The following is a 15,134-nucleotide window of genomic DNA, read 5'->3' on the forward strand; positions in this document are numbered from 1 at the left end:
GCAGCCGGACAGAACAACCGGAGGACAGCCCAGCAGGGCGTCAGTCAGTGGTGGAGCCACGACCACCGGAACCCGGCTACGAGTATCAATGTCAGCGGTATGCGTCAGAATTGCTTGAGGGCCAGCGCACGACGTTTTTCATGTCACAGCATCGAGGGGCACGAATGTCCGGACTGATCGACACAACGGAGATGTATCTCCGCACCATCCTCGAACTCGAAGAGGAAGGCGTCGTTCCCATGCGCGCCCGGATCGCGGAACGGCTGGACCAGAGCGGTCCGACGGTCAGCCAGACGGTGGCGCGGATGGAGCGCGACGGTCTGGTGCAGGTCGCGGGCGACCGGCATCTGGAGCTGACGGAGGAGGGCCGCCGGCTGGCGACCCGGGTGATGCGCAAGCACCGCCTCGCCGAGTGCCTGCTCGTCGACGTGATCGGCCTGGAGTGGGAGCAGGTGCACGCCGAGGCCTGCCGCTGGGAGCACGTGATGAGCGAGGCGGTGGAGCGGCGGGTGCTGGAGCTGCTGCGGCACCCGACGGAGTCCCCGTACGGGAATCCGATCCCGGGCCTGGAGGAGCTGGGCGAGAAGGCCGAGGCAGACCCGTTCCTGAACGCCGACATGGTGAGCCTGTCGGAGCTCGACCCGGGAGCCGACGGCAAGACCGTGGTGGTGCGCCGGATCGGTGAGCCGATCCAGACGGACGCCCAGCTGATGTATACGTTGCGGCGGGCGGGCGTGCAGCCCGGTTCCGTGGTCAGCGTGACGCAGTCGCCGGGCGGGGTGCTGGTCGGCAGCAGCGGTGAGGCGGCGGAGCTGGACTCCGAGGTCGCCTCGCACGTGTTCGTGGCCAAGCGCTGACCGGAGGCGGCCCGGGAGGCGCGCCCGTGGACCGCATGTGGACCGCACGCCTGCCCGTACGCGGGACGCCGAAGCGTAACGTCCGGTTTCCGATTTTCCGTCCCGAACGGCAGCGGCCGGGCGCATCGCGTGCCAGGCTGTGGCTGAGCCATACCTGAGAGTGCCGGCCGCCTGGCCATGCGGTCGGGGAGGGAGCAGCGGATGCGCCCGTCGTACTGGCATGTGCAGCAGAGGGCGGCTGCCACGATCACGAGCACCCGGACCGCCCCGCCCGTCAGCCCTGTCCGGAGGGGCAGGGAGGCCCTCAAGACCGCGACCCCCTGCGTCGCGGCCCCGGCCCCGCACGCCTCGGCCCCGCATGCCCCGGCGCCCGCCGTCCCGCGCGCCCCCCGGACGTGGGAGGGCCCCGGCGCCATGCGGCGCCGGGGCCTCTCCTCCCCTGTTCCGACCTGGAGCCCCGAGCTCTCAAGGTCGGTCCCCACGGACCCTCATCCCCGAGTGGTCCGCCTCCCGGAGAAGATCTCCCCTCAGCGGCCGATGTCAATCCTTGGCAGGGGTCACTCGAACGAGGGGTGTTGCACGCCGAACACCGATTTTCGAATACAGGTTCGATAGTCTGGCGTGACACGACCACACGGCGATCGAGCGGTTGTCGAGGACCAGAAGGGGGTGCCAGGACACATGGTGCGGCGCATCGATGTAACCGGATCCGACGGCGTACGCCTCGCGGCCTGGGAGTTCGCAGACCCGCCCAAGGAGCGCACGGAGGGCGAACGCGCCCCCGGGGTCTTACTGCTTCATGGACTGATGGGCCGGGCCTCCCACTGGGCCTCCACCACCCGCTGGCTCGCCGAGCGGCACCGGGCGGTCGGGCTCGACCAGCGGGGGCACGGTCGCAGCGAGAAACCCGCCGAGGGCCCGTACACCCGTGAGGCGTACGTCGCCGATGCCGAGGCGGCGATCGAGCAGCTCGGCCTGGCCCCCGTCACCGTCGTCGGCCATTCGATGGGCGCCCTCACCGCCTGGCAGCTCGCCGCGAAGCGCCCCGATCTGGTCCGTGCCCTGGTCATCTGCGACATGCGGGCCTCCGCGCTCGGCGCGGCCTCGCAGCGGGAGTGGGAGGACTGGTTCACGTCCTGGCCGGTGCCGTTCGCGACACTCTCCGACGTGCGGAAGTGGTTCGGCGAGGACGACCCCTGGGTGGAGCGGCCGAACCCGGCCCGCGGCGACTTCTTCGCCGAGGTGATGGCCGAGCGCGCCGACGGCTGGCGCCCCGTCTTCTCCCGCCGCCAGATGCTCCGGTCCCGCGCGACATGGGTGTACGACGCGCACTGGGAGGAGCTGGCGCAGGTCCGGTGCCCGGCGCTGGTGCTCCGCGGTCTGGACGGCGAACTGGGCCGGGCGGAGGCCCAGGAGATGGTCCGCGTACTGCCGCGCGGACAGTACGCGGAGGTGGCGGACGCCGGCCATCTCGTCCACTACGACCAGCCGGAGGGCTGGCGTGCCGCGGTCGAACCGTTCCTGGAGGAGTTCTCCGAGGAGCCGCGGAACGACCGCGAGCCCGTCTCCACGTGACGGAGCGTCCCGACCCGGCTCGCCTCAGAGCCTGTCGGGTGACCTCTGATCGGGCGGCCACGCCCTGGCACGCACGCTTCCCGCGTTGCCGAAATGCCCTAGTAGCTCCTTCCCCAGGCTCTCAGCTTCGTTCGAGCAGGGGAGTCCCCATCCGAAGACCTTCCAGCGCCTTGGAATCGCACGCACCAGACCGCGTCCGCTTTCTGATCGAAGGTCACCCGACAGGCTCTCACCCCTTGCTGACCGCCGCCAGGATCTCGGGCAGCCGGTTCGCCGTGCGTGGTGCGGCCAGCCGCAGACCCGCCCAGGCGACCAGCGCCCCGTACGCGCTGCCGACCGGTAGCAGCACCCACAACCAGTCCTCCGCGTCGACGAGATGCAGCCAGATCGTCGCCACGATCACCGGCGCGCACAGCAGCGCCGCCGAGACCATGCCGCCGAAGATCGAGATCCACGCGAGCCCGGCCTGCCCCGGTGCCACGTTCTTGAACCCGCTGTCCTGAGGGATCGAGTACGGGAAGTTGGCCGATGCCAGTGCCCCCGTCGCCAGCATCGCGCCCAGCAGCGCGAGCGACAGCCCTATGGCGCCCGGCAGCTTCTCCCAGTCGCCGAGCACCGCCGCCGTCACCACGGTCACCAGCACCGTGTACGGGAGAGTGATCACCAGCAACGCCGCCGCCCGCCCCCGCAGTTCGAGGTAGGCGTCCCGGGCGGAGGAGATCGTCAGCGCCACCATCCAGAACGCGGAGGTGTCCTGCCCGAACTGGTTGTACATCTGGATGCCGAGCATCCCGGCGGCGAAGCAGGCGAAGTAGACCGAGCCGGTGCCCTGCACCGCGTTGAGCAGCGGCACGATCAGCCCGATGGCGAGCGCCGTCACCCAGGCGGCCTTGGTCTTCGGGTCCCGTGCCACGTACCGCAGACTGCGCTGTATCACCGTCCCCGTGCGCCCCTCGGGCAGCAGCGCGGAGAGCCGGGAGCCGCCCCTGCCGGACTTCTCCCGGGCCGCTCCGGCGGCGGCCAGGGTGGAACCGTCCGGAGCGGTCATCAGCTTCACCAGACTCCGCTGCCAGAGCCACACCAGCGCACCCAGCGCCGCGACGGAGAGCAGCAGTTGAGCCACGGCCCGCCCGTACGATCCCTGCGCCGCCGAGTCCACCGCGCCGATCGCCGAGGCGGGCGGCAGCCAGCGCACCACCTCCGCCGCCGGGTCGAGCGCGGCTAGCCCACCGGACCGGCCGAGCCGCTGCGCACCGAAGTTGACGACCTGGATGCCGACCGCGACCACGAGTCCGCTGAGAAGCGCCAGATCGCGGCCCTTGCGGGAACTCAGCAGCCGGGTGTTGGCCGTGGCGACGGCCCGCGCCAGGGCGACGCACACCCCCAGTGTCAGCGGCACGGCGACCACCGCGCACACCACGGCCGCCGCCCCGTGCGCCACCGCGAACGCCGATCCGGCCGCCAGACAGAGCGTGAACAGCGGTCCGATGCCGACGAGCGACGCCACCAGCAGCGCCCCGACCAGCGGGCGCGGCCGCAGCGGCAGCATCACGAGCCGGCTCGGGTCGAGGGTTTCGTCGCCGCTGGGGAAGAAGAGCGGCATCACCGCCCAGCCGAGGGCCAGCACCCCGGTCAGCACGACCGTCAGGGAACCCGCGTGGGCATGGCCGCGCAGTGCGGCCAGCGCGACGGTCTGGCCCGCGGCGAACAGCAGGGTGAGGACGACGGACGAGATGTACGCGACCCGTCTGCCGGAGGACTGCCGCAGCCCGTTGCGCAGCAGTGTCAGCTTGAGCCGTACGAAGACGCGGACGAGCCCTTCGCCGCCGGCGGCGGGGCGGGCGGCGGAGGTGACGGGTGTGTCGAGCACGCTCATCGGGCGCCGCCCAGCCAGTCGAGGGAGTCGCCGTTGTCCCGGCTGCCCGCGCCGACGAGTTCGAGGAACGCGTTCTGCAGCGATGTCGCGTCGCCGCGCACCTCGGCGAGGGTGCCCTGCGCCCGGATCGTGCCGCCCGCCATGACGGCCACCCAGTCGCACAGCGACTCGACGAGCTCCATCACGTGGCTGGAGAAGACGACGGTCGCCCCCGAGCGGGTGTACCTCTCCAGGACCCCGCGGATGGTCTGCGCCGAGACGGGGTCGACGCCCTCGAACGGCTCGTCCAGAAACAGTACGTCGGGGTTGTGCAGCAGCGCCGCGGCGAGCCCGATCTTCTTCCGCATGCCGGTCGAGTAGTCGACGACCAGCTTGTTCCGCGAGCCCGCCAGGTCGAGCACGTCCAGCAACTGGTTGGCCCGCTTGTCGACCTCGGCGCCCGGCAGCCCGCGCAACCGTCCGGTGTACGCGAGGAGTTCGCCCCCCGAGAGGCGTTCGAAGAGCCGCAGCCCCTCCGGCAGGACGCCGATCCTGGCCTTCACCTCGACCGGGTCCCGCCAGACGTCGTGCCCGCAGACCTCGACCGTGCCGTGGTCGGGGCGGAGCAGCCCGGTCACCATCGACAGCGTGGTCGTCTTGCCCGCGCCGTTGGGTCCGACCAGGCCGATGAACTTGCCTGCGGGCAGCTCCAGATCGATGCCGGCGACCGCGACCTGTTCCCCGAACCGCTTCCACAGGCCCTGTACGCGAACGGCGGGCGGTGCCGTTCGCGCCCCGCCCGCCTCCACCGTCCCGTGCGATCCCGCCGTGTTCCGGTCCGACATGGTGCTCCTGCCTTCGATGTCCCCGTGTGAGGGGACCAGACTACGAAAGGCGTGCGCGGGCGTCGGCTGCTTCCCGTCCGCAGGCGTAGGCGAGCGGGCCGATGACCTCTTCGGCGTCGGGCAGCCAGCGGTTGGCGGGGGTGGGCCGGCGCACCCACTGCACCGCACCACGCCCGCCGATCCTGGTCGGCGGGCCCGCCACGTAGTGGCCCCCACCGCGGCCGAGCAGACCGATCGCGGTGGCGCTCCAGCCCAGCCTCCGTACGAGATCGTCCACCTGTGCGGTTTCCGTGACTCCGATGGGCTCTTCCACGAACGTCACAACTTCCGCGACCACCTGGGGTTACGGGCGTCGAGAACGCGGTCACGGTGCATCGGCCCTGCACATGGGGCGCATGGATGCATCGGCGGGGGCGCGCATGAGGAGGTGCGTCGAGGGACGGGTAGCCACATGTGGGGAACCCGGAACAGTTCCGCCATGCCGAATACGCGCCGAACCTGAACAACGACACGATAAGCGCCATGAATGCCGTGAACACCGTGAACGCCACGGAAAACACCAACACGATGTATGTGCGCATTTCTTGGGCATATGCCGGGCAGTGATCCATTCATGATCACTGCGGCCTCAGGGGGAAACATGGCAGCCAGGCCTCTCGTCGCACGCCAGCCGAACGAACGGCTCCAGGCGCTCATCCAGGAAGCCGGATGTTCCAATGCGGGCCTTGCCCGCCGAGTCAACATGGTCGGCGCGGAGCGCGGTCTCGACCTCCGTTACGACAAGACCTCCGTGGCCCGCTGGCTGCGCGGACAGCAACCGCGCGGCAGGGCGCCGGGAATCATCGCCGAGGCGCTCGGCCGCAAGCTCGGCCGTACGGTCACGATCGACGAGATCGGGATGGCCATCGGCAAGAATCTGGCGTCCGGCGTCGGCCTGCAGTTCGCGCCGACCGTGATCGGCGCGATCGAGCAGGTCCGCGAGCTGTGGCGCAGCGATGTCGGACGCCGCGACGTCCTGTCCGGTTCGGCGGTCGCGTCCTCGGCGCTGGTCGAGCCCAGCAGGGACTGGCTGATCACCGGCGCCGACCCGCAGGTGGCGCGCGCGGCGGGGGCGCGGGTCGGGATGTCGGACGTGGAGGCGGTGCGGGCGATGACGGCGGCGCTGGTCGACCTCGACCACCGGTTCGGCAGCGGACATGTGCGGCCGGTCCTGGTGCACTACCTCAACAGCGTGGTCTCCGGGCTGCTCTCGGGGGCCTACCGCGAAACGGTCGGGCGGCAGCTGTTCGCGGCGGTCGCACGGCTCACCGAGCTCGCCGGGTACATGGCGGTGGACACGGGGCAGCCGGGGCTCGCCCAGCGGTACTACATCCAGGCTCTGCGGCTGGCGCAGGCGGCGGGCGACCGGGCGTACGGCGGCTATGTGCTGGCCGCTTCGATGAGCCATCTCGCCGCGCAGCTCGGCAACCCGCGGGAGATCGCTCAGCTGGCACGGGCCGCGCAGGAGGGGGCGCGCGGGCGGGTCACCCCACGCGCGGAGGCGATGTTCTACGCGGCGGAGGCGCGCGGGCACGCGTTGCTCGGCGATGCCCGGACCTGCCAGGCGGTGGCGGGCCGGGCCCTGACGGCGCTGGAGCACGCCGAGCCGGACACCGGTGATGACCCGTCATGGATCGTCCACTTCGACTCCGCCTATCTCGCCGACGAGCTGGCGCACTGTCACCGCGATCTCGGCCAGGCAGAGGCGGCCGCGCGCCGGGCGACGGAGTCCCTGGCCGCTCTCCCGGAGTCCCGGGCCCGGCGCCGGGGCATCGGTCTGGTGCTGCTCGCCACGGCGCAGGTGCAGCTGCGCGAGGTGGAGCAGGCGTGTCATACGGGGGCGCGGGCGATGGAGCTGCTGGGGACGGTGCGGTCGAGCCGGGGCGCGGAGTACCTGGACGATCTGCAGCAGCGGCTGGTCCCGTACGGCGACGAGCCGGCGGTCCGGGAGTTCGGGGCGCGGCTGGAGCTCCAGGCGGCCTGACCGGCGTCTGATCGGGGACTTGTCGGGGGTGTCCGTCAACTGCGTCGCCAGGGCCCGGCGTGTTACTGCCCCTGTGAAGGGGCGATGAATGATATCGGGCGCTTGGCGGAGAGCGGCTGTCACCCGATAGCGTGAGCCGACGATTCCGTAGGTTGACACGTAGGAGTCCCGGTGACGCAGAGCGGACAGGGTGACGAGCAGCAGCCCCCTGCTGTACGGCCCGCGCACGAAGGTGTCGTGCTGCCCGCAGGTGGCGGCGAGCCCTGGATGCCGGGCGGACCGGCCGACCAGTCCGCCCCGGCGGGCGGGCAGCCATGGGGTCAGCCCTGGGGGCCGCAGGCGCCGCAGCAGGACGCGTCGCCGCAGGGCCAGTACGCGCAGTACGACCAGGGGCAGGCGTACGGCCGGCAGGGCCCGGCCCTGCCGGCCGAGCAGCCTCAGCCGTACGCCCAGCCCCAGTCGTACGGGCAGCCCCAGCCATACGCCCAGCCCCAGCCCCAGCCGTACGCACAGTCCCAGCCGTACGCCCAGCCGCTGCCCCCGGCCGTACCGGGGACGGGAACGGGTGCGGGCATGGGCGGCGACGCGGATGCCACGCAGTTCATCGCGCCGGTGCCGGCCGGGAGTGCCGCGGACGCGACCCAGTTCATCGCGCCGGTGCCGGCCGGGAGTGCCGCGGAGGCGACCCAGTTCATCGCCCACGCGCAGCCGCCCGCATCGGCCTCCGATGCCGACGCGACCCAGTACATTGCGCCGGTGCCCGGTGGTGCCCCGTACGGCATCGGGCCGGAGACGCCCGGTGAGCGGCAGCCCCCCGCCGAGTTCGACAACCTGTTCCGCACCGAGGAGCCGGCGGCCTCCACGCAGCAGATGCCCCGGTTCGACCCGGGACAGGCGCCGTACCAGGGCGCCGCCCAGTCGCACCAGCAGCCCGCGCCGGCCTACCAGCCGCAGCACAGCGAGCCGCCGCAGGGTCGGGCCGGGCAGCGCAAGAAGCCGTCGCACATCCCGCTGATCACCGCGGTCGTCGTCGGCTGCGCCGTCGTCGGGCTCGGCGCGGGTGCGCTGATGAGTGGCGGTGACGACAAGGGCGCGGACAACAAGCAGCCGGTGGCCGCGGCGAGTTCGCCCGCCGCGAAGCCCACCACGCAGACGGCGGCCGACCCGGCGAAGCCGCAGGCCGAGGCGCTCGACAAGCTGCTCGCGGACAGCAACAACAGCCGTGCGGCGGTCATCGGGGCTGTGGGGAAGACCAAGTCCTGCACCAACCTGGACCAGGCGGTCACCGATCTGCAGGGCGCGGCCAAGCAGCGCCGCGAGCTGGTGACGCGGCTGCAGGGGCTGACCGTCGACAAGCTGCCGAACAACGCGGAGCTGACCTCGGCGCTCACGAAGGCGTGGCAGGCGTCGGCCTCCGCCGACGACCACTACGCGGCATGGGCCGCGCAGGCCAAGAACGGCAAGAAGGTCTGCAAGCACGGGCAGGCCCGCGGGACGTCCGAGTCGGCCCAGGCCGACCGGGCGAGCCGTGAGGCGAGCAAGGCGAAGGCGCAGGCGTCGGGGCTGTGGAACTCGATCGCGGCGAAGTACGGGTTGACGCGACGGGCGCCGACGGAGCTCTGACGGCGGGTGCGGGGGTGCTGCCCAGCACTGGACAGCACCCCCGCACCCCCCGTGCGCCGCTCCTCGACCTCCGGAGGGGCTTGCGGGTGCTCAGCCCTTCGCGCTGGCCTCCGACAGCGTGTTCGTGACGTCCACGAACCCCTTCCTCTCGGCCACCAGCCGCCCCTTCCGCACCACTTGGAACGTCACCTTCCGGTTCACGATCCGCGGATACGCCGACGAGCCCAGCACGTCCTCGAACCGCCACCGCAGCACCGGGGTGAGACCACCGGTGTCGACCTCGGTGCCTCTGTTGAGAGCAGTCGTGATCTTGCTGCCGGTGATGTCCGGGGCGTTGATCGCCGTCACGATCTCCTTCAGTGCCGTGTACGCGATCCACGTCGTCTGGACACCCGTGTCGTCCGGGTCGATCCGGTTGTCGCCGAACGCGTGCTTCCGGATCACCGCGCGCATCTCGTTCCAGCGGGCATCCCCCGACTCGGGGTACCAGCCGGTGACGTACGCCCCCTCGAACGGGCTGTTCCGCCCGCCGGTGCTGTTGATCAGGGGCTGGCCGACGCTGCCGAGGACCGACGAGATCCGCACGGACCCCTCCGACGGTTCGAGACGGCGGAAGGAGTCGAAGAACGTCTCCGTGCGTTCCCCGAGCACCACCGTCACGCACCCGCCGGACCGCCCCGCCCCTTCCAGCGCCTGCTCGGCCGCCTGGTCGTAGGACGTGGCCGTCTCCGGCGCCCGGACGTCGGTGGACGCCGGCTGCTTCTTTTCCTCCCTCAGGCCGGTGCTGAGGAGCCACGCCTGGCCGTCGCCGCCCAGCGTGTCGGGGCGCACCAGGGAGACCCGCTCACAACTGCGGGCGAGCTGCTTGGCGTTGCCTGCCAGAAGCGCCGACTGGCCGCCGTTGACGGGGTACGAGTTGTAGCTGGTGAACTCCTCGGCGGAGGCCCCGTAGCCGCCGATGTACGGGATCCCGGCGGCCTCCAGCGGCCCCATGAAGGAGTGGCCCTCCGGACTGTACGAGCCGACGACCGCGACCGCCTTCTCCGCGACCGCCCGCCGGGCGCAGTCCCCCGCGCCGGTCGACGTGTCCTCCTCGTTGCAGGTGACGACGCGCAGCTTGTGCCCGTCGAGCCCGCCGTTGTTGTTCACCCAGCGGGCATAGGCGCGGGCCATGGCCGTCATGCCCGCCATGTTCTCCGTATCCGGACCGCTGGAGCCGTCGGGGGCCCAGGTCACGACGGTGACGGGCTCCCTGGAGTCCCCCGAGGCCCCAGGGAGCACACCGCAGCCGGTGATCAGCAATGCCCCGGCCGCCGCCGTACATGTGAGGAATGTGTAGGGGTGGGGGGAAGTGAGGCGTCGCCATCCGGTCATGGACATGGACATTTCCGCGCCCGGGGTAACGCCGATGTGTGCCCCGTTCAACGCTCGGTGACGTCCAGGTGAATTGCAGGGGTCGGTGCGAGCCCGGCGGGAGGGAACGTACGATCGACAACCGTGCAGCAAGGTTCGGAGAACACTTCCCGTCGCGGCCGTCGCTCCTCCACCATGGGCGGCATGCCGCTCAATGATGTTCCTTGGTGGCGCTGGCGCAGCAACGTGCGCTCGGCGCTGCACATGCTCTCCGACCCCGTCTTCCACCACGAGTGCTGGCTGGCCGGCCGGGAGGGGTACGGCGATGTCACCGACGCCGTGTACCGCCTGGTCGAGGACACCTGGCTGGACAACTGGTCCGCCGAGAAATACGTCGGCACGGTCTTCCGCGACTCCAGCGAGGCGGCCCTCGTCGACGTCGCCGTGCTGCGGGTGCTGCGCATCATGCACCAGGTCGGCGCCGACGCCCCCGTCTCCGCCTACCTGGAGCATCACGGCTGGCCGGAAGGCGTACGGGCCGCCCGTGAGGCGCACGTGCTGCTCGCCATGAACGACGGCGAGGACCCCGACACGCCGCCGCGCTCCCTGGATGTGCTCCGCATCATGACCAGGACCGCCTGAACCAGGGACGGTGTGGCACGCTACGGACATGACCGCGCCGCAGCCTGCTGAGACCACCCCGGAGCAGTACGTCCTCACCCTCTCGTGCCCGGACAAACAGGGCATCGTGCACGCCGTGTCGAGTTATCTCTTCATGACCGGCTGCAATATCGAGGACAGTCAGCAGTTCGGTGACCACGACACGGGTCTGTTCTTCATGCGGGTCCACTTCTCGGCGGACGCCCCGGTGACCGTGGAGAAGCTGCGGGCCAGTTTCGCCGCCATCGGGGACTCGTTCCGGATGGACTGGCAGATCCACCGGTCCTCGGACCGGATGCGGGTCGTGCTGATGGTCAGCAAGTTCGGCCACTGCCTCAACGACCTGCTGTTCCGCTCCAGCATCGGCGCGCTGCCGATCGACATCGCGGCGGTCGTCTCCAACCACACGGACTTCGCCGAGCTCGCCGCCTCGTACGACGTGCCCTTCCGCCACATCCCGGTGACCAAGGAGACCAAGGCGGAGGCGGAGGCACAGCTGCTGCAGCTGGTCCGCGAGGAGAACGTCGAGCTGGTCGTCCTCGCCCGCTACATGCAGGTCCTCTCCGACGATCTGTGCAAGCAGCTCAGCGGCCGGATCATCAACATCCACCACTCCTTCCTGCCGAGCTTCAAGGGCGCGAAGCCGTACCACCAGGCGCATGCCCGCGGTGTGAAGCTGATCGGTGCGACGGCGCACTACGTGACCGCCGACCTCGACGAGGGACCGATCATCGAGCAGGAGGTCGAGCGGGTCGGCCACGGCGTCACGCCGGACGAGCTGGTCGCGATCGGGCGCGATGTGGAGTGCCAGGCGCTGGCGCGCGCGGTGAAGTGGCACGCGGAGCGACGCATCCTGCTCAACGGGCGCCGCACGGTGATCTTCGCGTAGCGCGGGTGATCTCCGCGTAGCGGGGGGAGGCCGTCAGAGCCGGCTGAGCGACGCCGCCGCGAACAGCACGTCGCGGATCGCCTCGCGGTCGCCTTCCTGTCCGGCCGCCGCGTCGACGGGCGACACATGGCCCGCGACCAGTTGGCAGAACTCCGTGCCGTCGAGCGCCACCTGCGCGACCGCGTGGTCGGGCGAGCCGAGCGCGGCCGGGGAGTCCAGGGCGATGTACCAGTTGCCGCCGCCCGAGCCCTCGATCTCCAGATGGAGTGAACGGCCCGGCGAACCGGCCGTCACCAGATGCCGGGCGGGTGCCGCGAGCCCGGCCCGGCGGCGTCCGGCGAGGGCGGCCGGCAGGAGCCGGGCCGCCAGATCGATCATCCGGTGGAGATGGGCGGCGGACGGGGCCTCGTACGGATAGTCCACCGCGTCCGCGATGTCACCGCCGTGCACCCAGCACGCGAAGGCCCGGTCCAGCAGCGCGTCCTGCAGCGGGAGGGCGAAGTCCCCGTACGGGACGGACAGCTCGGCGACCCCGCGGCCGGCGAACGACACCGTACGGATGAGGGCGTGGCTCTGGTCGCGCCAGGGCTCGCGGACGGCCCGGGTGAGCGGTCGTCGGGCCGCGGACCAGTACGCCTCGGTGCGCGGGGCGGGGGCGAGCGGGAGCTCGGAGCCGGCTGCGGTATCGCTCCCGTCGCGTCCGCCGGCGCCGTCGGCGGCCGGATCGTCCAGGCCGAGGGCGGTGCTGACCAGCCCGTCGACGGTCATCAGATGGCCGATCACCCCGGCGACCGTCGTCTTGCGGTTGACCTGTCGCTCACCCTCGAACCACCTCAGCCGCACCGGCGCATGCCATTCCGAACCGCCGATGTCGCGGAGGAGCGCATCGAGGCGGGCGGTCTCCGCGTCGTACGGAACGGCCCAGCCCGGTACCGGGATCCTGGCCGGGCGACGGCTCAGACAGCCTTCGAGCACCCGGGAGCGCAGCAGCGGGTCGAGGTCCAGGCTGCGGTCGGTGTGCAGCAGGCCGACCGCGTCGCGCAGCCGCAGCGCTTCGTCCGCGCAGGCGGCGCACCCGGTGAGGTGCGCGTCGACCGCCTCGGTCTCCTCGGCGGAACAGGCGGCCAGCGCCCAGGCGCCGAGAAGGGCCTTGAGCACGCGGTGGGGAAGCACCGGGGCAGGCGGTTGCGGTGGCGTCGCCGGAGATTCCGGTTCCGGTTCGCGTGTCGCCGGTTCGCGTGTCGTGGGCCCGGGCGCCGTCGGTACGGCTCCGAGGTCGAAGTCGTCCGCCGCCGTCCGCGGTCCCGGTATGCGCCGCGCGCCCCGCACCTCGTCGTCGCGCATGTTCGCGTCGTCGTTGCCGGTCACAGGGTCCGTCCGTATCCGGGCGGCGCGGACCCCTCGAGCGGTCGGGTGCCGGCGGTGGAGAGCAGCTGCAGCCCGAGCCGCAGCCGGCGGCGGGCCTCGTCCGCGGTCACCCCGAGGTCGGCCGCGGTCTGCCGGTAGTCCCTGCGCTGGATGTACGCGAGCTCCAGTGCGGCCCGCAGCGGTGCGGGCATGGAGGCGACGATGTAGTCGGCGCGGGCTGCGGCCGTGGCGCGCCGCACCCGCTCCTCCAGCTCCTGCCGGGCCGCGGTGTCCTCACCCCCGCCGTGTTCGCCGTCCTCGCTGCCGTCCTCGCCCCGCGCGAACGGGGACGGTTCCGCGGCACGCAGGCGCCGCACGGACTGGCGGTGGGTGAGCCGGACCACCCAGGACCGCATCGAACCCTGCTTGGGGTCGTACGCGTCGGGGTTCTCCCACACGTACCCGAAGACCTCGCGGGTCACCAGGTCGGCGGCCGACTCGTCGTCGAGCATCCGGTGGGCCTGGCTGTGGACGAGTGGGGCGAAACGGTCGTAGAGCTCGCCGAGGGCCGCCGCCTCGCCGCGTGCCAGCCGTTGCTGCATCCTGCGGTCCCAGCGGGGCGGTGCGTCTTTCGCCATAGGACCCCCAGCCCGGTCCCCCTCGTCACATCGAATGTAGTCGGCGGCACTCGCCCTGCAGGTGTCTTTGCGGCAAGTACGCCCCTGAGAACGCCTGGGATGGTAGGGAATGCGACGTCCCAGGATGTTGGAATCGGACCCGAAGTGATCACTTCTGCCTGAAACCCGTCTGTGTCTACTTCTGTGGGTCGGTGTTTCATGGGTGCGCGGCGGGGGCAGCCGCGAGGAGGAACGGATACTTCCGGATCTTCGGATTCCCCGGAACGAGAGGCCCAGTCGAGTGACTCTGAAAGTGGCCGAGACCGAGCAGGGCGTATGGACCGTGCTGCACATACGCGGCGAACTGGACCTGCTGACGTCGCCTGCGGTCCGCCAGTCCGTCCATGACGCGGTCGCCGTCGGGCGTCACGACGTGGTGCTCGACCTTTCCGAGGTGCTGTTCTGCGATTCGAGCGGCGTCGGCGTGCTGATCGCGGCCCGCCGTCTGATGCGCTCCTGCGGCGGGAGGCTGCGGCTGATCCTGCCGGCCCGCGGCGCGGAGGAGGGCTCCCACGTCAACCGGGTGCTCGCCGCCCTCGGTGTGCGCCGTCTGTTCGACGTCTACCCCGACTGGGACGCGGCCGTCGACGACGGAGCCCAGCCGATTTCGGCCTGAAACCATCCCGCCACCCGGCGTCAAGGCCAGGTTGTCACACCGGTGGCGCGCGTAAGTGACACGTGATGCCCGCAGGCGTCGTACGCTCCCCGCATGGACAGCGCAGAGTATGAGCGCAAGATCGCCTTCCGCTTCGCCGCCTTCGACCAGGACGGCAGCGGATACATCGATCGCGCGGATTTCAACGCCGCCGCGGCCCGTCTGCTCGCCGAATTCGGTACGACGGCCCGCTGCGACAAGGGGCAGGCGCTCTACACCGGGGCCGAGGCGTTCTGGCAGGGCATGGCAGGCATCGCCGATGTCGACGGGGACCAGCGCGTCACCCGTGAGGAGTTCGTGGGCGGGGCCGTGAAACGGCTGCGCGACAACCCCGGGCGCTTCGCGGAGATCGCCCGCCCGTTCCTGCGCGCGGCGATTGCCGTGGCGGACAACGACGACGACGGCGCGGCCTCGGTGCCCGCCGTGGAGCGGGCGCTGAAGGTCCTGGGCGCGAGCGAGGAGTCGGCAGGGCTGGCCGCGCGGAGCCTGGACACGGACCACGACGGCAAGATCGCCGAGGACGAGGCGGTTGCCGCGTTCGCCGTCTATTTCACGGTGATCGAGCCGGACGCGTAACGGCCTCCCTCACGACAGGGTGCCCACTCCCTGTCGCGAGGGAGGCCGTGAGCGCGCCGCTGACCGGGCCGGGTGCGGCTGCCTCGCCGAGACCGCACCCGGCCCCGCCCTCACGGGGCCGCCACCGCCTCGGCGAGGCGGCCGACTGGATCACCGTCGCCCCCCAGACCCCGGCAGGCGGTGAGCGGCGGCGGCGACC

14 protein-coding genes and 1 pseudogene are annotated in these 15,134 nt (G+C 71.5%); 9 read left to right on the plus strand and 6 right to left on the minus strand.

Annotated elements, in window-relative coordinates; translation table 11 throughout:
- Nucleotides 1-164 precede the first annotated feature (164 nt).
- Both ACGFSA_RS20760 and ACGFSA_RS20765 read left to right on the plus strand, forming a co-directional pair.
- The gene (locus ACGFSA_RS20760; RefSeq protein WP_393306202.1) at nucleotides 165-857 is read left to right on the plus strand and encodes a metal-dependent transcriptional regulator; all 693 of its coding nucleotides are present in this window, start codon (nucleotides 165-167) and stop codon (nucleotides 855-857) included.
- A 681-nt stretch (nucleotides 858-1,538) separates the two neighbouring features.
- Nucleotides 1,539-2,432 carry an alpha/beta fold hydrolase gene (locus tag ACGFSA_RS20765; protein ID WP_393306204.1) on the plus strand — a complete coding sequence of 298 codons (894 nt, stop codon included), beginning with the start codon at nucleotides 1,539-1,541 and terminating at the stop codon, nucleotides 2,430-2,432.
- Between the two features lie 229 nt (nucleotides 2,433-2,661).
- Here ACGFSA_RS20765 and ACGFSA_RS20770 read toward each other — a convergent pair whose 3' ends face one another.
- From ACGFSA_RS20770 to ACGFSA_RS20780, 3 genes and pseudogenes are all read right to left on the minus strand, one after another.
- A complete protein-coding gene (locus ACGFSA_RS20770; protein WP_393306206.1) occupies nucleotides 2,662-4,308 on the minus strand; it encodes a transporter in 1,647 nt (548 codons plus the stop codon).
- Nucleotides 4,305-5,132 (minus strand): ABC transporter ATP-binding protein, encoded by an 828-nt coding sequence (locus ACGFSA_RS20775; RefSeq protein WP_393306208.1) that lies wholly within the window; start codon nucleotides 5,130-5,132, stop codon nucleotides 4,305-4,307. Before ACGFSA_RS20775 ends, ACGFSA_RS20770 begins: the two co-directional genes overlap by 4 nt.
- A gap of 40 nt (nucleotides 5,133-5,172) precedes the next feature.
- A pseudogene (locus ACGFSA_RS20780) lies at nucleotides 5,173-5,415 on the minus strand (DNA primase); the annotation flags it as partial.
- Nucleotides 5,416-5,585: 170 nt separating this feature from the next.
- Between ACGFSA_RS20780 and ACGFSA_RS20785 the strand changes: the two are divergent.
- From ACGFSA_RS20785 to ACGFSA_RS20795, 3 genes are all read left to right on the plus strand, one after another.
- The gene (locus ACGFSA_RS20785) at nucleotides 5,586-5,738 is read left to right on the plus strand and encodes a hypothetical protein (protein ID WP_393306210.1); all 153 of its coding nucleotides are present in this window, start codon (nucleotides 5,586-5,588) and stop codon (nucleotides 5,736-5,738) included.
- Nucleotides 5,739-5,772: 34 nt separating this feature from the next.
- Nucleotides 5,773-7,155, plus strand: coding sequence for a transcriptional regulator (locus ACGFSA_RS20790; protein ID WP_393306212.1), 1,383 nt, complete (start codon nucleotides 5,773-5,775; stop codon nucleotides 7,153-7,155).
- A 171-nt stretch (nucleotides 7,156-7,326) separates the two neighbouring features.
- Nucleotides 7,327-8,778: a hypothetical protein gene (locus ACGFSA_RS20795; RefSeq protein WP_393306216.1), complete on the plus strand. Its 1,452-nt coding sequence runs from the start codon at nucleotides 7,327-7,329 to the stop codon at nucleotides 8,776-8,778.
- 90 nt (nucleotides 8,779-8,868) lie between these two features.
- Here ACGFSA_RS20795 and ACGFSA_RS20800 read toward each other — a convergent pair whose 3' ends face one another.
- Nucleotides 8,869-10,152, minus strand: coding sequence for an ABC transporter substrate-binding protein (locus ACGFSA_RS20800; protein ID WP_393306365.1), 1,284 nt, complete (start codon nucleotides 10,150-10,152; stop codon nucleotides 8,869-8,871).
- Nucleotides 10,153-10,326: 174 nt separating this feature from the next.
- Here ACGFSA_RS20800 and ACGFSA_RS20805 point away from each other — a divergent pair, with 174 nt between their 5' ends.
- Together ACGFSA_RS20805 and purU are read left to right on the plus strand one after the other, a co-directional pair.
- Nucleotides 10,327-10,773, plus strand: a complete 447-nt coding sequence (locus ACGFSA_RS20805; RefSeq protein WP_393306367.1) for a hypothetical protein — start codon at nucleotides 10,327-10,329, stop codon at nucleotides 10,771-10,773.
- A 28-nt stretch (nucleotides 10,774-10,801) separates the two neighbouring features.
- A complete protein-coding gene (gene purU, locus ACGFSA_RS20810; RefSeq protein ID WP_266982842.1) occupies nucleotides 10,802-11,680 on the plus strand; it encodes a formyltetrahydrofolate deformylase in 879 nt (292 codons plus the stop codon).
- 33 nt (nucleotides 11,681-11,713) lie between these two features.
- On the opposite strand, the gene ACGFSA_RS20815 is transcribed toward purU, so the two are convergent.
- Nucleotides 11,714-13,024: a zf-HC2 domain-containing protein gene (locus tag ACGFSA_RS20815; RefSeq protein ID WP_393306369.1), complete on the minus strand. Its 1,311-nt coding sequence runs from the start codon at nucleotides 13,022-13,024 to the stop codon at nucleotides 11,714-11,716.
- Nucleotides 13,025-13,044: 20 nt separating this feature from the next.
- Nucleotides 13,045-13,665 carry an RNA polymerase sigma factor gene (locus tag ACGFSA_RS20820; RefSeq protein WP_393306219.1) on the minus strand — a complete coding sequence of 207 codons (621 nt, stop codon included), beginning with the start codon at nucleotides 13,663-13,665 and terminating at the stop codon, nucleotides 13,045-13,047.
- 280 nt (nucleotides 13,666-13,945) lie between these two features.
- On the opposite strand from ACGFSA_RS20820, the gene ACGFSA_RS20825 reads away from it, so the two are divergent.
- Together ACGFSA_RS20825 and ACGFSA_RS20830 are read left to right on the plus strand one after the other, a co-directional pair.
- Nucleotides 13,946-14,320, plus strand: coding sequence for an STAS domain-containing protein (locus ACGFSA_RS20825; protein WP_393306221.1), 375 nt, complete (start codon nucleotides 13,946-13,948; stop codon nucleotides 14,318-14,320).
- A 93-nt stretch (nucleotides 14,321-14,413) separates the two neighbouring features.
- Nucleotides 14,414-14,935 (plus strand): EF-hand domain-containing protein, encoded by a 522-nt coding sequence (locus tag ACGFSA_RS20830; RefSeq protein ID WP_393306223.1) that lies wholly within the window; start codon nucleotides 14,414-14,416, stop codon nucleotides 14,933-14,935.
- The last annotated feature ends 199 nt before the right edge of the window (nucleotides 14,936-15,134 follow it).

Origin of the sequence: Streptomyces sp. NPDC048496 (assembly GCF_043200055.1) — a bacterium.
GTDB lineage: Bacteria > Actinomycetota > Actinomycetes > Streptomycetales > Streptomycetaceae > Streptomyces.